General features: G+C 65.9%; 21 protein-coding genes. 9 read left to right on the top strand and 12 right to left on the bottom strand.

Features of this window, described 5'->3' with window-relative positions:
* Nucleotides 1-119: 119 nt before the first annotated feature.
* On the top strand, nt 120-2039 hold the full coding sequence (locus ACTFO6_RS05405) for a potassium transporter Kup (protein WP_439933434.1): 1920 nt from the start codon (nt 120-122) through the stop codon (nt 2037-2039).
* 9 nt (nt 2040-2048) lie between these two features.
* Nucleotides 2049-2387, top strand: a complete 339-nt coding sequence (locus tag ACTFO6_RS05400; protein WP_439933433.1) for a tetratricopeptide repeat protein — start codon at nt 2049-2051, stop codon at nt 2385-2387.
* A gap of 142 nt (nt 2388-2529) precedes the next feature.
* Here ACTFO6_RS05400 and ACTFO6_RS05395 read toward each other — a convergent pair whose 3' ends face one another.
* The 9 genes from ACTFO6_RS05395 to norR all read right to left on the bottom strand — a co-directional run bounded on the left by ACTFO6_RS05395 (nt 2530) and on the right by norR (nt 10478).
* Nucleotides 2530-3483, bottom strand: coding sequence for an ABC transporter permease (locus ACTFO6_RS05395; RefSeq protein WP_439933432.1), 954 nt, complete (start codon nt 3481-3483; stop codon nt 2530-2532).
* Nucleotides 3473-4432 carry an ABC transporter ATP-binding protein gene (locus tag ACTFO6_RS05390; protein ID WP_439933431.1) on the bottom strand — a complete coding sequence of 320 codons (960 nt, stop codon included), beginning with the start codon at nt 4430-4432 and terminating at the stop codon, nt 3473-3475. The genes ACTFO6_RS05395 and ACTFO6_RS05390 overlap by 11 nt, the downstream gene beginning before the upstream one ends.
* A complete protein-coding gene (locus ACTFO6_RS05385; protein ID WP_439933430.1) occupies nt 4429-5589 on the bottom strand; it encodes a COG1470 family protein in 1161 nt (386 codons plus the stop codon). Before ACTFO6_RS05385 ends, ACTFO6_RS05390 begins: the two co-directional genes overlap by 4 nt.
* A gap of 195 nt (nt 5590-5784) precedes the next feature.
* Nucleotides 5785-6582 (bottom strand): YiiX/YebB-like N1pC/P60 family cysteine hydrolase, encoded by a 798-nt coding sequence (locus ACTFO6_RS05380; RefSeq protein WP_439933429.1) that lies wholly within the window; start codon nt 6580-6582, stop codon nt 5785-5787.
* Nucleotides 6583-6762: 180 nt separating this feature from the next.
* Nucleotides 6763-7491, bottom strand: coding sequence for a hypothetical protein (locus ACTFO6_RS05375; protein WP_439933428.1), 729 nt, complete (start codon nt 7489-7491; stop codon nt 6763-6765).
* 77 nt (nt 7492-7568) lie between these two features.
* Nucleotides 7569-7970: a hypothetical protein gene (locus tag ACTFO6_RS05370; protein ID WP_439933427.1), complete on the bottom strand. Its 402-nt coding sequence runs from the start codon at nt 7968-7970 to the stop codon at nt 7569-7571.
* 94 nt (nt 7971-8064) lie between these two features.
* Nucleotides 8065-8352, bottom strand: coding sequence for a GYD domain-containing protein (locus ACTFO6_RS05365; protein ID WP_439933426.1), 288 nt, complete (start codon nt 8350-8352; stop codon nt 8065-8067).
* Between the two features lie 138 nt (nt 8353-8490).
* Complete coding sequence (locus tag ACTFO6_RS05360; protein ID WP_439933425.1) at nt 8491-8856, bottom strand: hypothetical protein; 366 nt, start codon at nt 8854-8856, stop codon at nt 8491-8493.
* 74 nt (nt 8857-8930) lie between these two features.
* Nucleotides 8931-10478, bottom strand: a complete 1548-nt coding sequence (norR, locus tag ACTFO6_RS05355) for a nitric oxide reductase transcriptional regulator NorR (RefSeq protein ID WP_439933424.1) — start codon at nt 10476-10478, stop codon at nt 8931-8933.
* A gap of 184 nt (nt 10479-10662) precedes the next feature.
* On the opposite strand from norR, the gene ytfE reads away from it, so the two are divergent.
* The 3 genes from ytfE to ACTFO6_RS05340 are packed head-to-tail and all read left to right on the top strand — an operon-like array spanning nt 10663 to nt 13987.
* The gene (ytfE, locus tag ACTFO6_RS05350) at nt 10663-11328 is read left to right on the top strand and encodes an iron-sulfur cluster repair protein YtfE (protein ID WP_439933423.1); all 666 of its coding nucleotides are present in this window, start codon (nt 10663-10665) and stop codon (nt 11326-11328) included.
* Between the two features lie 33 nt (nt 11329-11361).
* Nucleotides 11362-13638, top strand: a complete 2277-nt coding sequence (locus ACTFO6_RS05345) for a nitric-oxide reductase large subunit (protein WP_439933422.1) — start codon at nt 11362-11364, stop codon at nt 13636-13638.
* A 4-nt stretch (nt 13639-13642) separates the two neighbouring features.
* Nucleotides 13643-13987 (top strand): hypothetical protein, encoded by a 345-nt coding sequence (locus ACTFO6_RS05340; protein ID WP_439933421.1) that lies wholly within the window; start codon nt 13643-13645, stop codon nt 13985-13987.
* Between the two features lie 73 nt (nt 13988-14060).
* On the opposite strand, the gene ACTFO6_RS05335 is transcribed toward ACTFO6_RS05340, so the two are convergent.
* Nucleotides 14061-14411 (bottom strand): tRNA-binding protein, encoded by a 351-nt coding sequence (locus ACTFO6_RS05335; protein ID WP_439933420.1) that lies wholly within the window; start codon nt 14409-14411, stop codon nt 14061-14063.
* 94 nt (nt 14412-14505) lie between these two features.
* On the opposite strand from ACTFO6_RS05335, the gene ACTFO6_RS05330 reads away from it, so the two are divergent.
* The 3 genes from ACTFO6_RS05330 (at nt 14506) to ACTFO6_RS05320 (ending at nt 15553) form a co-directional block, all read left to right on the top strand.
* Entirely contained in the window at nt 14506-14712 is a 207-nt protein-coding gene (locus ACTFO6_RS05330; RefSeq protein ID WP_439933419.1) for an AbrB/MazE/SpoVT family DNA-binding domain-containing protein, read from the top strand.
* A complete protein-coding gene (locus ACTFO6_RS05325; protein WP_439933418.1) occupies nt 14709-15083 on the top strand; it encodes a type II toxin-antitoxin system VapC family toxin in 375 nt (124 codons plus the stop codon). The genes ACTFO6_RS05330 and ACTFO6_RS05325 overlap by 4 nt, the downstream gene beginning before the upstream one ends.
* Nucleotides 15084-15265: 182 nt before the next feature.
* Entirely contained in the window at nt 15266-15553 is a 288-nt protein-coding gene (locus ACTFO6_RS05320; protein ID WP_439933628.1) for a hypothetical protein, read from the top strand.
* A 94-nt stretch (nt 15554-15647) separates the two neighbouring features.
* Here the strand turns inward: ACTFO6_RS05320 and ACTFO6_RS05315 are convergent, their stop codons facing one another.
* Nucleotides 15648-18845, bottom strand: coding sequence for a PAS domain S-box protein (locus ACTFO6_RS05315; RefSeq protein WP_439933417.1), 3198 nt, complete (start codon nt 18843-18845; stop codon nt 15648-15650).
* Nucleotides 18846-19694: 849 nt separating this feature from the next.
* Here ACTFO6_RS05315 and ACTFO6_RS05310 point away from each other — a divergent pair.
* Nucleotides 19695-21326, top strand: coding sequence for a methyl-accepting chemotaxis protein (locus tag ACTFO6_RS05310; RefSeq protein WP_439933416.1), 1632 nt, complete (start codon nt 19695-19697; stop codon nt 21324-21326).
* Between the two features lie 272 nt (nt 21327-21598).
* On the opposite strand, the gene ACTFO6_RS05305 is transcribed toward ACTFO6_RS05310, so the two are convergent.
* Nucleotides 21599-21748 (bottom strand): DUF1722 domain-containing protein, encoded by a 150-nt coding sequence (locus ACTFO6_RS05305; protein ID WP_439933618.1) that lies wholly within the window; start codon nt 21746-21748, stop codon nt 21599-21601.

Here is a 21748-nt window from a genome sequence, read left to right as displayed (position 1 = left end):
CGTAATGGTAGGCCACCGCAGGGCTTTGGGGAACCTTAGCCACGGTACTGCTCGCCCCGATAGGGCCCTCTGCCCGCCACAATGGCGACGCGGGCGTATTGCCGCTATATTGCACCTTCATGTCCGGTACCCGCGAAGCCCAAAGCCATCCTGTGGCCTCCGCGGCGGCGGCTTATCATCGTCGGGTCGCAGCGCTGGCGGTGGCCGCCGTGGGCGTCGTCTACGGCGACATCGGCACCAGCCCCCTGTACACCATGCGGGAGGTCTTCAACGGCCTGCACCCGCTGCCCGTCAACCCTGCCAATGTGCTGGGCATCCTCTCGCTCATCTTCTGGTCGCTCATCATCGTCGTGACGCTCAAGTACGTGGTGCTCATGATGCGCATGGACAACCAGGGCGAGGGGGGCATCATGGCGCTGACCGCCCTCGTGGTGAAGGCCCTGGGGGACGAGCCTAGGCGCCGGCGGATCTTGGTGGCCCTGGGTCTGTTCGGCGCAGCCCTGTTTTACGGCGACGCCATGATCACCCCTGCCATCTCGGTGCTCTCGGCAGTGGAAGGGCTGGCGGTGGCCACTCCCCATCTGGACCCCGTGGTGGAGCCCGTGGCCGTGGCGGTGCTGGTAGTGCTCTTCATGCTTCAGCGCCGCGGCACAGCCGGCGTCGGTGTCCTGTTCGGCCCAGTGATGATGGTCTGGTTCGCCACGCTCGCCCTGCTGGGTCTGGCAAAAATCGTCCAGGTGCCGCAAGTGCTCAACGCCTTGAATCCCTGGTACGCGGTGGCGTTCTTCGCCGAGAACCGCTGGCAGGCCTACCTCGCGCTCGGCGCCGTGGTGTTGGCGATCACGGGGGCCGAAGCCCTCTACGCCGATATGGGCCATTTCGGCAAGCGCCCGATCCGCCTGGCGTGGGTCGGTTTCGTGCTCCCTGCGCTGCTGCTCAACTACTACGGCCAGGGCGCGCTGCTGCTCACCCAGGCCGAAGCGGCGCGCAACCCCTTTTACCTCCTCGCGCCCGGATGGGCGCTTTATCCCCTCGTGGCCCTCGCCACCGCCGCCACCGTGATCGCCTCCCAAGCCGTGATCTCCGGCGCCTTTTCCCTCACCCACCAGGCCATTCAGCTGGGGTATTGCCCCCGCCTGGAGGTAACCCATACTTCCGAGCGGGAAATGGGCCAGATCTACATGCCCTGGGTGAACTGGGCGCTGCTTGCCGCCGTGGTGGCGCTGGTGCTCGGGTTTCATTCCTCCAGCCACCTGGCGGCAGCCTACGGCATCGCCGTCACCGCCACCATGGCCATCGACTCCCTCCTGCTCTACGTGGTGCTGCGCCGCCTGTGGCGCTGGAGCCGCTGGGTCGCCGGTGTCTTGGCAGGACTGCTCCTGGCTGTGGACCTGGCTTTCTTCAGCGCCAACGCCCTCAAGCTGTTCCAGGGGGGCTGGTTCCCAGTGATCGTGGGGGTAGTACTCTTCACCCTCTTTTCCACCTGGTACCGTGGACGCCAGCTCGTGTTCGAACGGCTGCGCAGCCGGGACATTCGACTGCAGCCGATGCTCGAAAGCCTCAAGCTCAATCCGCCCCAGCGGGTACCGGGAACGGCGGTGTTCCTCACCAGCAAACCGGACACGGTGCCCCATGCCCTGCTGCACAACCTGGCCCACAACAAGGTGTTGCACGAGCGCGTGGTCTTCCTCACGGTGGTGACCGAACCCGTGCCGCGGGTCCCCGAGGAGCGGCGCGTGGAGCTGCAGGCCCTCGGTGAGGAGTTCTACCGGGTCATGGTCCGCTATGGCTTCGTGGACCAGCCCGACATTCCGGCGGCGCTCGATCGGCTGCGGCCTCATGGCCTGGAGTTCCCGCTGCTGGAGACCTCGTACTTCTTGAGCCGCGAGACGCTGATCCCGTCCCTGGCCTTGGAAGGCATGGCCTTGTGGCGCGAGCGCCTATTCGCCACCATGGCGCGCAACGCCGGCAGCGTCACCGCTTACTTCCGCCTTCCCAGCAACCGGGTGGTGGAGCTGGGCACCCAGATCGAGCTGTAAGGCATCTCCATGGCGAGCGCTGTCCTCGCGAACCTGGAAAAGCTCTTGGCCTCCGGCAAGGAGTCGGCGCTCCTGCGCTTCAGCCTCGGAAACGAGTACCTGAAGCAGGGGGATGCGGCCACCGCCATCGCCCATCTGCGGCGGGCCTTGGAGCTGGACAGGAACTACTCGGCGGCGTGGAAGCTCCTCGGCAAGGCCCTCGCCGAGGCGGGGCGGCCTGAGGAAGCCCTGGACGCCTACCGCCAGGGAATCCAGGTGGCGGAGAAAAAGGGCGACAAGCAGGCAGCCAAGGAGATGGCCGTGTTCGCCCGCCGCATCGAGAAACAGCTCCACACGCCGGGGCAGTGATGTTGAAGAGAAAGACCCAACCCTGCAGCCACGAATGGGCGCGAATGTTCACGAAGAATAAAAAACGAAGTCATCTGTGCAAATTCGTGTTCATCCGTGGCTCACTAGAGGATTTTTTTCAGACCATGGGCACCGGCAGCCCTCAGGCGCGGACCTCCTTGCGCTGGAACAGCGCGTAGGCCACGGCGAAGAGGAGCAGGGTGCCCGCCACCAGGGTGGTCAAGGCCGGCCACACCAGGGCCAGGCTTTCCGCGAGGGGCAGCGGCCGGCCGATGATCATGCCGTCCAGTTGGGCCAGGAACACGGGTCCCAGGGTGCGCACCTCCGGCTGCAGCAGCGCCTGCACCGCGTCGCTGTACAGGGCGTTGGGCGAGACGCGGGCCAGCGCCAGGGCCAAGCTCATCTGGGCCAGGGGATCCCGGGCCACGCCGGTGGCCACCGCTTGGGCCCCCTGGACCAGGAACTGGGTGAGCATGGGCCAGAGCACCGCGAAGAAGATCCACACCCCGAGGGCCGTCAGCACCGCTCCCTGGGGCTGGCGGAACACGACCGACAAGCACATTGCGAGCGCCAGCCATACGCCCCCGTAGAACAGAGTGGCCAGGAGAAAGAGCAATCCCCGCGCCACTTCCTCCGGCCCCGGCGGCAGCCCCAGGAACAGGATCCCCAGCCCCGTGGTGACCAGCCACAGGGCGGCGAGCAGCACCGCCAGAGTAGAGAGTGCGGCGAGGAACTTGCCCAGGAGGAGCGCGTCCCGGTAGATAGGCTGGGAGAGGATGCGGCTCAGGGTGCGCCGGTTGTACTCCCCGTTCACCGCGTCGAAGCCCAGGGCGATGGCCACCAGGGGCACAAAGAACCCGAGAAAGGCGACGAAGGAGGGAAGCGGCGAGCGGGCAGCGGTGAACAGCCGCAGGAAGGCGAACGGATCCTGCATGACCGTGGCGCGCAGTTGCTGCCCCGCCACGTACACCGCCCCCACCGCGGCGATCAGCACCAGCATCTCCAGCACCCGCATGCGGGTGGAGGAAAGATGGTCGGCCAGCTCCTTCGCCCACACCGCCGTCACTCCCGTCCAGGGGGAACCCTCACGCTTCATAGGCCGCCTCCTGGAAATAGCGCGTGTATACCTCGTCCAGCCCGGGGCGCTCCTGGGCGAGGCCGGTGAGCCGGGCGCCGGCCTCAACCGCCGCCCGGGCGAGCTCCGCCCGGAGATCCCGTTCTGCGTCCACCCGCCAGCGCCCCGGTCCCTCCGGCTGTACCGAGCGCACCCCAGGCACTTCTTCCAGCGCCCGGCGAAGCTGCGCCCCCTCCGGGTCCGAGGGCGCTGGCCCGGCTTCCAGCCGCACCCGCCAGGCGGTCCCGAGCACCTGGCGCGCCAACTCTTCCACGCTGCCGGTCAAGCGCATGCGGCCCCGGGAAAACAGCCCCACCCGATCGCACACCTCCTGCACCTGGTGCAGCAGGTGGGAGGAGAGGAGCACGGTGATGCCCTCCTCCTTGAGCTTCAAGATCAGAGCGAGAAAGTCCCGGGCCGCTTCCGGGTCCAGCCCCAGGGTGGGCTCGTCCAGGATCGCAACCCGGGGCATCTTGCATAGGAGCTCGGCGAGCCCCAGCCGCTGGCGCATGCCCCGGGAGAAGGTAGCGACCCGGTCGTGGGTCACCCCTTCGAGTCCCATGCGGGCGAGGGCGGCGCCAATCCGCCGCTCGGCCTCGGCGGCGGGTAAACCATTCAACTTGGTGATATAGCGCAGATTCTCCCACGCGGTCAGCTCCTCGTAGAAACCCACCGCGTCGGGGAGATAGCCCACCTGGCGCTTGACCGTGAGGGGCCGGCGCCGGGGATCGAGCCCCAGCACCGAGATTTCCCCAGCGCTCGGCTCGGTAAGCCCGAGCAGCATGAGGATGGTGGTCGTTTTGCCGGAGCCGTTGGGCCCCAGTAGGCCGAACACTTCCCCCCCCTGGATGTCCAGGTCAAGGTCCTCTACCGCCACCGCGGCGCCGTAGCGCTTGGTGAGGCCGCGGGTCTGGATGACGGGAGCGTTCATCGCCGTCCGTAGCGCGCCACGACGAAGCCCACCACTCCCAGGGCGGCCAGCACCACGGCGATGCCCACCAGGCCCCACAGGGTGGAGGTGCGCACGGTCATCCGGTAATCCATGGACGCCGATTCCCCTTCGGTCTCGGCGCGGAAGCTCACGTTGAAGTCCCCCGCCAGGGAGCGGGGGGAAGGCGTGACGGTGGCGGTCACCTGGGCCCGTTCCCCGGGAGGTACCGCCTGAAGCTCCTTGGGCTCGAACTCCACCTTCCATTCCCTGGGGGGAAAAGCCGAGAAGGTCACGCCCCGGGCCGCAGCGGTGCCGGTGTTTTCCACCACCAGGGTCACGGGGGTGGGCTCCCCGGCGTAGGCGTCCCCCGAGAGCACTTCGGTGGGAGTGCGCAGGGCGAGTTGCGGGCGCCCCGTCACCACCACGGCGAGATCCGTGCTGGCCCGGGCCCGACCGGTATCCGCGGTCACCACGATGCGGTAGGGGCCGGCGGTCGCCCGGCGCGGGGGCTGCACCCGCACGTTGAACTCCCGGGATTCCCCCGCCTTGACGGGCAGGCTGGTCACCTGCTGGGAAGAAAACGCCGGGGTGAAACTCACCTCGAACCCCGGGGGTGCCTCAGCGGAAAGATTCACCAGGGCATCCTGGCCACTGCGGTTCTCCAGGGTGAGTTCGTAGCTGAAGCTGGCCGAGGCGCTGCCTTGCAAGGTGGGCAGGCTGGCTCTAAGCCCCAGGTCCGCCGGCAGCACGTCCCCGAACTGGAGCCTGAGGGGAAGCTCGGCCCGCTGCCCCGCCCCTTGGGCCACCACCCGCAGGGCGTAGCTGCCCTTGTCCAGCGCCTTCGGCGGGTCGAGCCGTAGGGTGACGCTGCGCTCGGCGTCCGGATTCACGTACACGGCGCCGATGGCGCGCCCGTCCCCCACAAAACTCGCCTTCCACCCCGCGGGCACTTGCTCCGCCTTGAGCTCCACCACTTGGGGCGGGAGCCCGAAGTTATGCACTGTGAGAGGAATAGAGAGGGTCTCCGCGGGACGCAGGGTCTGGATCGGATAGGCCGTGGAAAGGGCAAGACCCCGATAGGCCCGCTCTTGAGCGGCAAACGCCGCCGTGGCGGCGAGCAGCAACCCCAGAGCGAGCGCAGCCTCCCGTCGTTCCATGCGTTTTCCTCCTTGTCAGGGCTTGGACATAAAGAGGCGCCGTTGCGGGAGAAAATGAGCTCCACCGCGACAGCACCTCCCGGATGGGTCTTACAGGTCGCCTTAATGGCTGGCTTGTTTGCCAGGAGGGAACCGACCCGTTTGCCCGCTTTGATGGGGCCGAGCCGCCTGGGGTTCAACCCCCTTTTCGATCGACTACCCGCCGGTAAAGGGCTCCATCGCCTCTATTCGGCCCTCTTCACCCCCCTCCCAGCGAAGGCCCCGGTAGTCGAAACCCAGTTCGAGGGCAGGCTTCACCACCTGAAAGTAGGGGGAGATGTCGAAGTCCCGGGGCGTGTACAGGCTCGCGTGCCGGCTGGAATAGATCTCCTCCTCGGCCTTGCCCGCACCGTTGCGGCGCCGGGTGACCTGGGGCAGGATGGGATAGCCCACCGCCTGGAAGGCCTGGGCGATCAGGGTGGAGCAGATGGCCTTGGTGGGCTCGCCGCTGCCCAGGGAGAGCATCTGGCGCCGGAACCGGCTCGGCACGGGCAGGATGGGCAACAGGTACCGGGCCAGGTCCAGCATGTTCTTGAGATCGTAAGCCTGCCCCAACCGGGCGATGGCGTAGTCCACCACCCGGCGCCGGTCTTGTTCCGACAACCCCACCGGGCGGCAGATACGGGTGTGGAAGGCGGCGTATTTGGACAGGGGCACCGCTTGGCAACCGTGCACCATGTCCACTTCCACCAGCACGGGCGGGTTTTCCCAGTTGTGGTGATCCACCAGGGCGTCGCCCACGTACAAGGCCGCGTGGGACCAGGTGGATTGGGTGAGGTACTTGATCGCCGTGGAGACCCGGGTATTGCCTTCCACCAGCAGGACGTCGGCGGGCCGCAGGGTCGCCAGCAGCGCCGCCGGGCTCGTCGTGGCGGCGGGGGCGTAGTGGGGCAAAGGCTGGCTGAGATAGCGTGCCAAGGCCCGCCCCAGGGGTTGGAGCCAGCGTCTGGTCATGGATTTCGCATCCCCTATCTGCTCTCCCGGCGGCATGAATCCGTCATCTTCCCCGAGGGCCTACTCCACTTTAGACCACGGGAACGGCATCTCGGCACCCTCGATCCGCAGGGCGGGCGAGTCGCTCCGACGCCTTCCTCCGGCCGGGGCGGCTTCATCTGCGCGCCGGGGGCGAACGGTTCATCTACCCTTGACCGGAGGCTCCATGGCGGGCTCCGCGCCGGCCAGGTCCCGGACCGCAGGAGCGGCGGTAGGCCAACCCGCGCCGCCCGCGAGCTTCGCGCATTCCGTCCCCATGGCACGGGTGGCCTCCGAGAGCTCGGAAAGGAAGGCCAGGTACTGTTTCTGCCATTCCCCCAGGATTTCCCGGCGCCGGTTTTCATCCCCCTCCGCCTGGGCGAGGGAGAGCTCGCAGCGCAGGAGCCCGATCATCACCCGGCTGTACACCGAGTAAAGGATGGCGGCGGCGCCGTCCAGCTCGGGAAAGTACAGGCGGGCGAGGGCCATCACCTTCTTCACCGGCGCCTCTTCCGTGCGCACCGGGGCGTTGAACAAGCGCGCCGATTTTTCCCGGTCCAGCCAGAACAGGAGCTCGTAGACCGCAGTCATCAACTCCTCCAGCTTGTCCCGCTTGAGCGCCAAATCGTTGCCCTTGGGCGAAGGCGCATCGGCGAGCCTGGCGGCCATCCGGGCGAGCTCCTCGTTCACCTGCCGTTGCTCGTCCACCAGCCGGTAGAAATCCTCCCGCGGAGCGAGGGTCTCCACCTCCCGGCGGATATGGCGGCGCAGTTGCACGTGGGAACCGATCACCAGCACGATCACGGCGGCCAGCGCCAGGAAAAGAGGCCAATCGGACGGGATCCGGGCGGCGAGCTGCTGGCCCAGCTCGATCAAGCGGGCAAAGTCCATGGGAAGGTTCGGGTTGGAGGCCAGCCCCTATGGTACTCCAAGCGCCTCCGGCCCGAGGGTGTCGAGACCTAACCGGATTATTTTTTGCGGAATAGCCGGGCCGTGCGGGCCACGTCTTCGGGCTCCACCCAGAAGATGGCGCCCCAGCGGCCTTGGCCCGCGGACACCGCGTCCACCGCCGTGACGTTCACCCCCGCCTGGGCTAGCTTTTTCAAGTTCTCGGCCAGCGCCCCGGCCCGATCCTCCCCCTGGATCAGGAAGCCGCTTTTCTTGGGCATGAAAGGAAGGCCGGCCTTCCTGACCGCCGCCATGAACTTGCGGGAATCCTCCGGCACCACGTCGATCTGGGCCCGGCGCCCCTGGGGGTAGCCGGTGCAGGCCAGCAGGTTGATCCCCGCGCTCACCAGGGTCGAGAGCACCTTGAACGCCTCTCCCGGCCGGTTGGGCACCTGGATGGAGAAATAATCGACTCTGCGCACGCTATCGGGCACGGCGGGTGTTCTCAACCGACGGGAAGAGCGGCTGGCCGAGGCACCCTGGTCCCGGCCGCCACCGCCCGCAACGCCGGGCGGCTCACAGGGCGTTCAGGAATTCCTTCCAAGGCGTTCCCGCCAGGGTCTCGGTGGTGGAATGGCCGTAGGCGCGAATGATCATGGCGGCTCTTTCCACCTCCTTCACGTCGGCCGCCTCCACCACGTCCACCGCGTCGAAGCGCCCGAGGGTAGCGTAGCTCTCCTTCCAGGAGACCCCGGGACACTCGGTCCTGATTTTCTCCGAGACGGTGGCTGCGAGGGCCTTGAAATCCTTCGGGTCCTTGAAGGCTTCCGGGGAAAAGCGGCTCAAGATGATGTACGTTGCCATAAGCCACCTCCATGGGATATGGAATCACTCCCCGGGGCAGGGCCCGCCACCGGGGATTCATTTCTCACACCGGCGGGATGAAGACTGACCCTCCCCCGGATCGATCCTGGCCGGGCGGGCAGAAGGCTGCGAGTCGGCTCAATCCTCGCAGCGGGGATAGTCCCCCAACAACCGCGGGGGTGTCCCCTCCTCCCCGTTGTCGTGATCGTAATAGCGGGTGGGACCATAGCAGTACCGGGACGGTCCCCCATAGGAGTGGGCCCGCGGCGGATCGTACGGAACATGATAGCGCCGCTCGATGACCACCCGGGGCGGCGCTTCATGGGCGTAATACCGGGGAGCGGCGAGGGCGGAGCCGATCAAGCCTCCCAAGAGCCCTCCCAGCACCGCCGCGCCGAAGACGTCTCCCCGGTGGCCGTGGTGAGAGGGGTGATGGCCAAACCCATGCCCCAGGACATCGGCCGGGCCCGCCGCGAAGACCCCTACGGTCGCGAAAGCGATCAAACCGTTCCTCATCCTCGCCTCGCTGCTATTTTGTTATAGCCTAACCGCGGCAAGCCGCCAGGCGCCGCGCCTCCTTACTTTAGACCGAGCCGGCGGGCGAGCTTGTGCAAATTGCTGGGGTCAACCCCCAGGCTCGCCGCCGTGCGGGACCAGTTGCCCCCGTGGCGGGCCAGGGCCCCTTCGATGTGGCGGCGCAGGAAGCGCTGCTGGGCCTCGTGCAGGGTAAGCCCCGGCACCATGGTCGCGGGGCCTGCCTCCTCCTCGTCTTCCCCAGCCCGAGGCGGGGCCTCGGAGGCTTCCGGGTCCAGATCCAGGAACCGCCGCTCGATGGTCACGATGGCGTTGGCGCTGGCGGCCCGGGCCCGGGCCTTGAGGGCGGCGCGGCTCACCACGTGTTCCAGCTCCCGCACGTTCCCCGGCCAGGCGTAGGCGAGCAAGGCCTTCTCCGCGTCCCGAGAGAGCCGCAGGCTGCGCACCCCCAGGCGGGAGCGGTTCAACTCCAGGAAGTGACCCGCCAGGAGCAACACGTCGTTGCCCCGCTCCCGCAGGGGCGGCACGAAGACGGGATAGACACTCAGGCGGTGGTACAGGTCGGCCCGGAACCTCCCCTGGCGCACCGCCTCCTTCAGGTCCCGGTTGGTGGCGGCGACGATGCGCACGTCGATTCTGACCGGGACATCCGACCCCACCCGCTGCGCCTCGCCGTGCTGAATCGCCCGCAGGAGCTTGGCCTGCACCGGCAGTGGCAGCTCCCCCACCTCGTCCAGGAACAGGGTGCCTCCCTCGGCGGCCTCGAACTTGCCCGCCCGGTGGCTGACGGCGCCGGAGAAGGCCCCTTTGACGTGCCCGAAGAGCTCGCTCTCGGCCAGGCTTTCGGGCAGGGCGGCGCAGTTCACGTGCACCATGGGGCGCTCCCGCCGCCGGGATAGGGTGTGGATCTCCCGCGCCACTAGCTCCTTGCCCACACCGGTCTCTCCCAGGATCAGCACCGAGAGGTCCGAGTCGGCGATCAGCATCAGCTCCTGTTTGAGCTCCTGGAGGGCCGGGCATTGGCCGATCAGTTCCTGCCGTCCGGCGGTCACCACCGACGCCAGGGCCGCTCCCGCGTCCGCGCGGAAAGTCTTGAGCGCCTCGAGCTGGGCGGAAAGCTCCGCCAAGCGCACGCTCGCCTCGGCGAGGAGCACGAAATGCTTGAGCCGCTCCAGATCGAGCCGGGTGAAGCGCCCCGGGGCGAGGGCATCGAAGGTGAGCACGCCCCAGGCGCGGCCGTCCACGTAGAGGGTCACCCCCATGCAGTCGTGCACGTGCAGGCCGCCCGTGCGGGACTCCACCAGGCCGTCGTAGGGATCGGGAAGATCCGTGTCCGGCTCGAAGATGACCGGCTCGTGGGCGTAGAGAATCGTCTGCAGCCGGGGGTGATCCGCCAAGCGGAAACGCCGCCCCAGGGTCTCTTCCGCGAGCCCCTCCACCGCCACCGGGCGTAGCACCTCCCCCTCCAGCTTGAGGAGCCCGATGGCGTCGCATTCGAAGGCGGATTTGAGGATTTGCACCACCCGCCGGTAGCGCAGCCGGGGCGCCAGGTCCCGCCCCAGGTCGGACATCAGTTGCAACAAAGGTTCCACGGTTCATCCCGCCGTTATCGGTCAATGGTAAATTTTACCATGAGGGTGGAAATAACCATTAATCGCTTTGGTCATATCAACCCTCATTCGGGATTGACATCATGAAAATCAATCGCTTGCTCCTGGCACGGGTCTTGTTTAAAGGAAATCGAATCCCTTAACCCCCTCAGGACTGGAGAAGGTCATGGATTACTTGGAAACCCCGGTGGGCGAGCTGGCAGCCGCCATCCCCGGCGCGACCCGCTTGTTCCGCCAGCATCGCATCGATTTCTGCTGCGGTGGCGAGGAGCCGCTCAAGCAGGCCCTCGAAGCCCGGCGCGTGGACCCGGCCGCCTTCGCCGAGGCGTTGTCCCGGCTCGCCGCCCACCCGGCGCAAGGGGCCGACTGGCGCACCGCGCCCCTCGGGCGGTTGATCGAGCACATCGTGGAAAGCTTCCATGAGCGCCACCGCCGGCAGCTTCCGGAGCTGATCGCCCTGGCCCGCAAAGTGGAGCAAGTGCACGAGCGTCACCCCGCGTGCCCTCGGGGGCTCGCCGAGCGCCTCGCGGCGCTGCGAGGAGAGCTGGAGTCCCACCTGCAGAAGGAGGAGCGGGTGCTCTTTCCCCTAATCCTCCAAGGGGACGGCAACCGAGTGACGACCCCCGTGAGCGTCATGCGCTACGAGCACGACCAGCACGGCCTCGCCCTGGCGGAGCTCCGGACAGCCGCCCATGACTTGGCGCTTCCCGAGGACGCCTGCACCACCTGGCGCGCCTGCTACCGGGGTCTCGAGCAGTTGATCGGCGACCTGATGGAGCACATCCATCTCGAGAACAACGTGCTGTTCCCCCGGGCCATCGAGCAGGCCTGAAGCGGTCGATCCTTCTAAGGAGAATTCTTCCCTATGAACCCGGAAAAAAGACTCTGGCTGACGCTGATCGCGGTACTCGGCGTCACTTTCGCGCTCCTCGGCTTTTTCGGGCGCGAGGTCTACCGCCAGGCGCCGCCCGTGCCCGAGCGCTTCGTCGTCCAGGACGGGGCGGTGCTCTTCACCCATGAGGACGTGATGCAGGGGCAGCTCGCGTGGCAGTCCACCGGCGGCCAGCAGCTCGGATCGGTGTGGGGCCACGGGGCCTACCAGGCCCCCGACTGGACCGCCGACTGGCTGCACCGGGAGCTCACGGCCTGGCTGGAGCTCGCCGCCCGGGATCTGCACGGCCAGCCCTACGCGGCGCTTACCGAGGAGCAGCAGGTGGCCCTCAAGCTCGAGCTCAAGCGCGAGTACCGCGCCAACACCTACGACGCCGCCTCCGGTACGGTCACCCTCACGCCGCGGCGGGCGGCCGCCATCCGCCAGGTCCAGGGCTACTACGATGCCCTCTTCGGAGCCGCGCCCGAGCTCAGGAAGACGCGGGAGAGCTACGCCATGAAGGAGGACACCCTGCCGCGGCCGCAGGACAGACAGAACCTCGCCGCCTTCTTCTTCTGGTCCGCCTGGGCGGCCGCCACCACGCGTCCCGGCTCGCAGGCCACCTACACCAACAACTGGCCCCACGAGCCCCTGATCGACAACGTGCCGACGGCGGAGAACGTGCTGTGGTCGGTGCTGTCGGTGGTGCTGCTCGTCGCCGGCATCGGCGCTTTCATCTGGAGCTGGTCCTTCGGCCGCAAGTACGGGGAGGAGGATTTCAAGCCCCTCGCCCGGGACCCGCTGGCGGCCCTCGCCCTTACGCCCTCCCAGCGGGCGTTATGGAAATACCTGGTGGTGGTGGTCGCCCTGTTTGGCCTACAGGTGCTGCTCGGGGGCTTCACCGCCCACTACACCGTGGAGGGCCAGGCGTTCTACGGCCTGGAGACCTCCCGCTGGCTGCCCTACGCCCTCACCCGCACCTGGCACATCCAGAGCGCCATGTTCTGGATCGCCACCGCGTTCCTGGCGGCGGGCCTGTTCCTCGCCCCCGTGATCAACGGCGGCCGGGACCCGAAATACCAGAAGCTAGGCGTGGACCTGCTGTTCGGGGCGCTGGTGGTGGTGGTCGCCGGCTCCTTCATCGGCCAGTTCCTCGCCGTCAACCAGCAGCTCAAGCTGGAAGTGAGCTTCTGGCTCGGCCACCAGGGCTACGAGTACGTGGACCTGGGACGCGTATGGCAGATCGCCCTGTACGCGGGGCTGATCCTGTGGCTCGCGCTGATGCTGCGGGGGATCGTGCCGGCGCTCAAGCGCGAGAAGCAGAAAAGCCTGCTGATGCTCTTCGCCGCGTCGGTCCTCGCGGTGGGCCTGTTCTACGGCGCCGGCCTGTTCTACGGAGCCCGCACCCACCTCTCGGTGATGGAATACTGGCGCTGGTGGGTGGTGCACCTGTGGGTGGAAGGCTTTTTCGAGGTGTTCGCCACGGTGGCCCTCGCCTACATCTTCTCGACCATGGGCCTGGTGTCGAAGACCAGCGCCGCCCGGGCGTCCCTCGCCTCCGCCACCCTGTTCATGCTGGGCGGCGTGCCCGGCACCTTCCATCACCTCTACTTCTCGGGCACCACCACCTCCATCATGGCCATCGGCGCGGTGTTCAGCGCCCTGGAAGTGGTGCCCCTGGTGGTGGTGGGCATCGAGGCCTACGAGAACTGGCGCCACAAGGACCGCACCCCTTGGATGCGGCGCTACGAGTGGCCCCTCAAGTTCTTCGTGGCGGTGGCTTTCTGGAACTTCGTGGGCGCCGGGGTCTTCGGCTTCCTCATCAATCCGCCCATCGCCCTCTACTACCTGCAGGGGTTGAACACCACCGCGGTGCACGGCCACGCGGCGCTGTTCGGGGTCTACGGCTTCCTGGCGCTGGGCCTGGTGCTGCTCACGCTGCGCAGCCTGCGGCCCGAGGCCCAGTGGAACGAGGCCACCCTCAAGACCGCCTTCTGGTGGATGAACGGGGGGCTCGCCGCCATGATCGTGACGAGCCTCCTGCCCATCGGCCTCTACCAGTTCTGGGCGAGCCTCAAAGTGGGCCTGTGGTACGCCAGGAGCGAAGAATTCCTGCAGCTTCCCCTCCTGGAGACGCTGCGTTGGGTGCGCACCGTGGGCGACCTGGTGTTCATCGTCGGCGCTTTCGCCTTCGCCGCCTTTGTGGTGGGGACCCTCGCCCGGCGACGGCCGGCGATCCCCGCCACGGGGCCGGCGGCCGAGCGGGCCTGAAGCCATGACCGAGACCATGAAAGCGTGGCAGTGCATCGGCTGCGGAAGGATCGAGGCGCCCGAGACGTGCATCGGCGTCTGCCAGGACCGGAAAGTGGAGCTGGTATACGCTCAGGAATACGAGGACGCGCTGGCGCTGGCGCGACGCGCGCGACGGCATGCCCAAGCCCTCGAGGGGCTGGTGCGGCGCGTGGCGTGGACGACGCCGCGGGACGGCAAATGGGAAGACTCCTACCGCAGTCTGCAGGACCAGGCGCGCCGGCTCCTCGCCGCCATGGAGGGCGAGGACCCGAAACCCATACCGCTGGCGGCAGGCAACGAGGACACGGAAAGAGCCTGCAGGCCATAGGCGCGCAGGGCTGCGTCGTTCACCGCCGGCACCGCGAGGATGCGGAAGTCATAGACCCACGTTACGCCCCCGGTCAGGCGAGCCGCGCGCCGTTCGGCACCGGCCGCTCCGGCTGGGACAGGACGATGTTGCCTTCGGCGTCGGGAAAGCCGGTGACCAGCACCTCGGACATGAACGGGCCGATCTGCTTCTTCGGGAAGTTGACCACGGCGACCACCTGCCGGCCCACCAGCTCCTCCGGCCGGTACAGTTCGGTGATCTGGGCCGAGGATCGGCGCACGCCCAGCTCGGGTCCGAAATCGATCCACAGCTTGTAGGCGGGGCGCCGGGCTTCCGGGAACGGCTCCGCCTTGATGACGGTGCCGGCCCGGAGATCGACCCGCAGGAAGTCGTCCCAGGTGATCTCGCCCGAGGGCTCTGCCATGGCGGTTTTCCTCCTTTCTCGAATATCCGAACGGCTTGACGGCGCAAGGGGTATTGCTTAAGTTTAACGAAAAAAGCATCGATAGGAGAATCGTATGACGATCGTCACCGTGTCGCCGAAATACCAGGTCGTGATCCCTCGGGAGGCACGCAAGGCGCTCGGCATTCAGCCCGGGCAGCAGGTTCAAGTCTTGGTGTACGAGGGGCGGGTGGAGTTCGTGCCGGTCAAAAAGCTCAAGAAGATGCGCGGGTTTCTGCGCGGGATCGACACCTCCATGCCGCGCGACAAGGACCGCGTGTGAACCTGGTGGACTCGTCCGGCTGGCTGGAGTATTTCGCCGACGGAGCGAACGCCGACTTTTTCGCGCCAGCCATCGAAGAGGTAGCGCGCTTGATCGTCCCGACGATCAGCTTGCTGGAAGTCTTCAAAAGGGTGCTGCAACAGCGGGGCGAGAACGACGCGCTGCAGGCCGTCGCCCTGATGCAGCAGGGCAAGCTTGTGGAGCTCGATGCCGGCTTGGCGCTGAGCGCCGCAAAGCTGGGCCACGAGCTGAAATTGCCGTTGGCCGATAGCGTCATTCTCGCCACCGCGCGGAAGTACAACGCCATCGTGTGGTCCCAAGATAGCGACTTCGAGGGATTGGAAGGCGTGCGTTATATCGCGAAGTCCTGAACCTCGGTGAGCGGCATCTCGTCGCGCATCCGCCGCCCGCCTCCCCAGGATCGACATCAGGCCAGGCCGTCTTTGCCGAAGGCAGTCTCACCGCGCAGACGCGGCTCAAATGAAAACGCCCAACCGGAAAGAGTTGGACGCTGAATGGTGGCGTTGCTTATTGCCGGCATCGGCGCTTTTCTTTGGATCTGCTCCTTCGGCCGCAAACACGGGAAGAAGATTTCAAGCCCCTTGCCCGGCACCCACTGGCAGCCCTCGCCCTCACCCGTACCTGGCATCTCCAGAGCGCCCTGCTATGGATCGCCACCGCGTTCCTGGCGGCGGGCCTGTTTCTCGCCTCGGTGATCAACGGCGGCCGGGACCAGAAATATCAAAAGCTGGGCGTGGACCTGCCGTTCGGGGCGCTGGTGGTGGCGGTCGTTAGCTCTCGGCCGCGCCGGGAGGCAAAGATGGATTGCTCCTGGCGCTAGCGGTGAGTCGGGTGAGCACCGGAGGGCATTAAAGGCTATGAGGACATGGGTGCGCCGTTGCCAATTCGGTCGAGCCGGGTATTTCCCGCGGCCCTCATCGCCGCGCACCGGGCGCGCCGGCACGGGCGAGCCAGCGAGCGGCGAAGGCCTCCGCCGGCTGCGGGTAGCCAAAATGAAAGCCCTGCGCAAAATCGCAGCCCAGCGCCCGCAGCCGCTCCGCCTGAGCCTCGGTCTCGACGCCTTCCGCCAGGGTGGCAAGCCCCAGGCTGCGAGCCATAGCGATGATGGTCCTGACGATGGCCTCATCGTTCCCATCGGAGAGCATGTCGCGCACGAAAGAGATGTCGATCTTGAGGGTGTCCACCGCGAAGCGTTTGAGATAAGCGAGGGACGAGTAGCCGGTACCGAAGTCGTCGATGGCGATGGCAAAACCCGCCTCCTGCAGGGCCTCGGTTACCGCCACCGCCCGTTCTGGATCCGCCATCACGCCGCTTTCCGTGATCTCGAGCTCGAAAACCTCGGGATCGATGCCCGCCTCCTCCACGATGGCGCGCACTTTGGCGACGAATTCGAGATCCTCGAACTGCCGGGCATCCACGTTGACTGCCAGGCGTCCGGGCAGCTCGAAGCCCGCCGCCTTCCACATCTGCATCTGGCGGCAGGCCGAGCGCAAGACCCATTCCCCGAGCTGCCCCATGAGACCGCGCTCCTCGGCCACCGGGACGAAATCCGCGGGACTCAGCGCTCCCCATTGGGGATCCGTCCAGCGCAGCAGGACCTCCGCGCCGGTGAGGGCTCGGGTATACAGGTCGAACTGGGGTTGATAGTGGAGTTCCAGCGCATCGCTGCTGAGCGCCTGTTCCAAGCGCATCCCCATCTCCAACCGCCGGGCGAGCCCCCTGCCCATCTCAGGCCGGTAGAAACACCAGCTCATTTTGTCCGCTTTGGCGCGATACATGGCGATGTCGGTATTCTTGAGCAGCTCATCGGGACAACGGCCGTCATCCGGATAGAAGGCAATGCCGATGCTCGCCCCCACGGAGAAAGCCTGACCCCGCACTATCAGGGGTTGAACTAAGGCTTGTTGTATGCGCTCGGCGATGCGCATCGCCCCCGCCTGGTCTGCCCCAGGGGCGACCACCAAGAATTCGTCGCCGCCGATGCGTGCCACCGTCTCCTCCTGGCGCAGCGTGGCCTTTAGGCGACGGGCCACCTCCAGCAGCACATCATCTCCCGTGGCGTGGCCTTGGGTGTCGTTGATCTCCTTGAAACGGTTGAGGTCCAGAAACAGCAACGCCACCCGGTCGCCGCGGCGCTCTGCAGCGGCGAGCGCCTGCTTGAGCCGGTCCAAGAGCAAGGCCCGGTTGGGGAGCCCGGTCAGGGAATCGTAGAAGGCGAGCTGCTCGATCCTCGCTTCAGCAACTTTGTGCTGGGTCAAATCGGTCATGCCCCCGATCATGCGTAACGGCTTCCCTGCTGCATCGCGGATCACGTAGCCCCGGTCCAAGACATGGGCATAACAGCCATCCTTACGTAGAAAGCGATATTCGTCCGACCAGGTAAGGCCGTCACCGTCGATGACCGCATATATCCCTTCCAGGACCCGCGACGTGTCGTCGGGGTGGATACGGGTGATCCAGGAATCGATAGTGGATTCGATCTCGTCGCGGCGGAAGCCAAACAAGGCCTCGAATCCTTCGCTCCACCATAGCGTATTATTCTTTAGATCCCAATCCCACAAAGCATCGTTGGTGACCCGCGCCAATAAACGAAAGCGCTCTTCGCTCTCCTGTAGAGCTTCCCGAGCGCGTACCTGCTCGGTCACGTCGTTCACCAACACCGCCCGCGCCGACCTCCCCTCGAACTCGAGATAGTGAGAGCTCACCTCCACCAACATGACGCTGCCGTCCTTGCGCAGGTGCCGCCAGACCCCCGACCGGTATAGGCCCCCTAGACCCGCCTCGGCAACCGCGCTGAGCAGCCGCGGCGTCTCCTCGGGCGGACGGATATCGCGGATGGTCATGGCCAGGAATTCCTCCCGCCTCCAACCATAGCGATCGACAGCGGCATCGTTCACCGCAAGAAAGCGCAACGTCTCCAGATCGTAGATCCACATGGGATGAGGATTCGCCTCGAACAAGGCGCGGTAGCGCCGCTCGCTTTCCTGCAAGACTTCCTGCGCTCTGCGCTGCTCCGTAACGTTGCGTAAGTAGGCGGTGAAGCGGGGCCGCCCTTCCACGTCGGTGCGCACGATGGCAAGCTCTACGAGCATTTCGCCTTTGTCCTTGCGCTGCGCCGGCATCTCGAGGCGGCGGCCGAGGACAGTGCTCTCGCCCGTGGCGAGATGGCGCTCCAGGCCACGCCGGTGGCGCTCCCGTAGCGCCGGTGGGATGATGAGCTCTGCCATGTCCCGGCCGATCGCCTCCGCCCGGGAGTAGCCAAACAGCCGCTCCGCCGCCGGGTTGAATTCGACGACCCGGCCCGTGTGGTCGATGCCGATCACCGCGTCCAGGGCGGACTCGACCATTGCCCGAGCATAGGCCTCGCTCTCCTGCAGCGCCCGCGCAGCGCGGCGCTCTTCCGTCTGATCCCGAAATACCAGCACCACGCCCGTCGTGCGCCCGCTCGCATCCCGAATAGGTGCCGCCGCGTCGGCGATGGGCAGCTCGCGTCCGTCCCGAGCCACCAATACGGTGTGATTGGCGAGCCCCACCACGACTCCTTCCTTAAGGACTCGCTCGACCGGATTCCTTACTGCCGCTCGGGTGTGTTCGTTGAAGATGGGAAAAATCTCTTTAAGCGATCTTCCTTGGGCTTCTGCCTCGCGCCAGCCGGTGAGCTGCTCGGCCACCGGGTTCATGCGGGTGATGCGTCCGGCGGTGTCGGTGGAAATCACCGCGTCGCCGATGGAATAAAGGGTGGCCCGAAGCTCCGCCTCTCGCGCAGCAAGCAAGGCAAAGGTCCGATGAAGCTGTCCCGCTTCCTGGGCGATCTCCAGGACCACCCGACGTCCGCCCAGGGCAAAAGTCCGAGAAACCGTATGAACTTGAAAGGCGCGGCCGTTTTTTCCGCGATGGCGCTCAAGGCCACTCTTGGGGCGCGAGCTACCCACCCGCCACGCTCCCGCTTTCATGGCGAGGAACTCGCGCCGGCTGTAGCCGTAGGCCCGTAGGGCGGCGTCGTTCACCGCCAGCACCGCCCGGGTACCTGGGTCCCAGAGCCACATGGGCAGGGGATGGGCTTGAAACACGCGTCGGAAAAAAGCTTGGTTTCTCAACGATGCAATTTTCATGAAGGGCCTCGGGTCGTGCCGCCCCAATTGATACTATAACCCAGTGTTTTGGCCGGGGAGAGCTCGACTCGCGCAACGAACCGCCGCCGCCAGGAGCGATCCTAGCGTTGCCTCTGGACGAGCCGCGCTCCGCTCCGTACCGTCCGCTCCGACAGGACGAGGGTGATGTTGCCTTCGGCATCGGGGAAGCCGGTAACCAGCACTTCGGACATGAACGGGCCAACCTACTTCTTCGGAAAATTGACCACGGCGACCGCCCATCGGTCCACCAACGTCCCTAGCCGATACGGTCAGGTGAATTGGTCCGAGGCCTTACGCACGCCCAGCTCAGGCCCGAAGTCAATCCTGGAGGTACAGGCTCGGTCATCGACCCGCAGGAATCTTCCCAGGCGATCTACCCCCCGTTTTCCACTGACGGCTTCTTACTGCTTATCCGAGCCCATCGGCGGTCATCGCCCGAAGCGAAGCAGCCTAGTCGCACCGCGAGTCTCCGCCATGCTCTTTAGACCCCCTCCCTCGCCCAAAAAAGTCTCGTTTTCTTGCGCCGGAAGAGAAAATTTTGCGCTTCCTCATCTTTTACCCCAGGCGCGTTCGCTGAAAAAAAGGCGACCCCACGATCGAATTCTATCCCCCGGCGGCCGGCATTATCGTTGAAAAGCCGCCCATTTTGCCTGCTTTCCCGGTCACGGTCCGCGCGGACGCTTCGGTATCTTAGGGGGACCTACCAGGCGGCTCAAGAAAACGCCGCGGGTGACGTTAATCAGGCACGGCGGAAGCGGCGGTCGGGACTGCTTCTGGAGACGCCACCCGAGGATTTTCGGGCGGTTTAGACGAGTAGGGAAAAGCCTCATGCGCGCTCTTACCATTGCACAAAAGCTGTATCTCGGATTCGGAATCGTTCTTCTGATCTTGCTCATCCTGGTGGTCACCGTGGGACGGAACTTCTCCCGGGTACAATCCACCGTGGCCATGACCGATCACACTTACCAAGTGATGCTCGAGTCGGAGCACCTGCTCGCCAGCCTGATCAATATGGAAACCGGCATGCGCGGCTTCTTGATCGCCGGCAAGGAGGAATTCTTGGAACCCATGAATCTGGGTGAGACCCAGTTCGCCCAGGCGCTGGGTCGCATCGCCAAACTCACCGAGGACAACCCCCAGCAGCAGGACAGGATACAGAAGCTCTCGGCCATGAAAAAGCGCTGGATCAGCGAGAGCGTCAAACCCTCGATCGAGCTGCGGCGCCAGGTGTCGAACGACGCGCAGCGAATGGCGGACCTCGTCGCGCTCGTCGCCCAAGCGAAGGACAAAGCCCAGATGGACGGAATGCGCGCCGTGCTGAAGGACATCAGCGACGAGGAAAGAAAGCTCCTGAAGCAGCGGGCGCAAGAGGCAGAAGCCACGCGGTCGCAAACGGTACTGGTCCTGGCCGTCGGCGGAATCCTGGCGGTTGCGGTAGGCACCGTCGTGGCCGTGGGAATTTCCCGTAGCCTGGCCAAGCGCCTGGGGCAAGCCGTTGCGCTGACCAGCGCTGTGGCCCAGGGCGACTTCAGCCGGCGCCTCGAGGACTCCTCGCGAGACGAGATCGGCCACCTGATCCAAGCTCTGGGGCAGATGCAGGAACGGTTGAGCGCGATGCTCCAGCAGATCAAGCAAGGCGCCGAGCACGTGCTCCAGAGCGCCGAGCGGGTAAGCAGCGCCTCTCAGCAGTTGGCCACCGCCGCTCAGGAGCAAAGCAGCGCAGCTTCCAGCATGGCTGCCGCCGTCGAGCAGTTAACGGTCAGCATCAACCATATCTCCGATTCGGCCAAGGATGCCCACCATTTGTCGGCCGAATCCGGTCGAACGTCCGAGGAAGGAGTCGAGGTCATTCAGCAAACGGTGGAGGGAATTCGCAGCATCTATGAAACGGTACGCAGCGCCTCCGAAAACGTGTCCAAACTCGGACAGCATGCCAACAAGATTTCCACCATCGTCGGCGTGATTAAGGAAATCGCGGACCAAATCAACTTGCTCGCGCTCAATGCGGCGATCGAAGCGGCCCGCGCCGGCGAGCAAGGGCGGGGTTTCACCGTGGTGGCCGATGAAGTGCGCAAGCTGGCCGAGCGCACCGGGGGGTCCACCCACGAGATCGGAGAAATGGTCAAAGAGATTCAGGCGGGCGTGGCCGAAGTGGTCGACGGCATGGCCCAATGGGCGAATCAGGTGGAAAAGGAGGTGGAACTGGCGAACCGCACCGGTGAAGCCATCGAAAAAATTCGCAACTTTTCCGCACGGGTAGTGCAAGTGGTCAACGATATCTCCAACACGCTCAAAGAGCAGAGCACGGCGGCGAACGACGTCGCGCAAAACGTGGAGAAGATCGCCCAAATGTCGGAGGAAAATAACCGCGCCATGGAGGAATCCACCCACGTGGCTCAAATCCTGCGACAACTCGCGACGGAAATGGACCATGCGGTCGCCAAGTTCAAGCTCGCGTGAGCCTCTGCCGACGCTCGCAGGATGCGGGCACGCGACGGGCGCAGACGGCTCGCGTTTTTCATCGGCCGCGGCCGCATAACGCTTGCGAAGCGAAAGATCCGCTCGTTTGTCCCTATGTAATGCTTGTCCTCGGCAGGAGGGCCCTTATCCGATGGAGCCTTTCCAAAGCCGCCGCGGCCATGGGAAGCGCTCCCAGCGCCTCGCGGTCTCGTTTGAGGCTCCAGGAGCCCATCGCCTCGCTCGAACCCTTCGAGCGGTTGTGGCGCCGGGTGCTACAGGACGTTGCGCAGCCCGAGAGCTTCGGGATAGGGATTCAGGTAATGCTGCCGCTCCAGGTAGGGCACGCGATGTCGGCGCAAGTGGTGCTCGAGCAGGGTGAGGGGCGCGATAAGAGGTACGATGCCTAGGCGATATCGTTCGAT

This window comes from Pelomicrobium sp. G1, from assembly GCF_051905455.1.
Taxonomy (GTDB): domain Bacteria; phylum Pseudomonadota; class Gammaproteobacteria; order Burkholderiales; family UBA6910; genus Pelomicrobium.
This window is presented reverse-complemented; position numbering and strand designations above follow the sequence as displayed.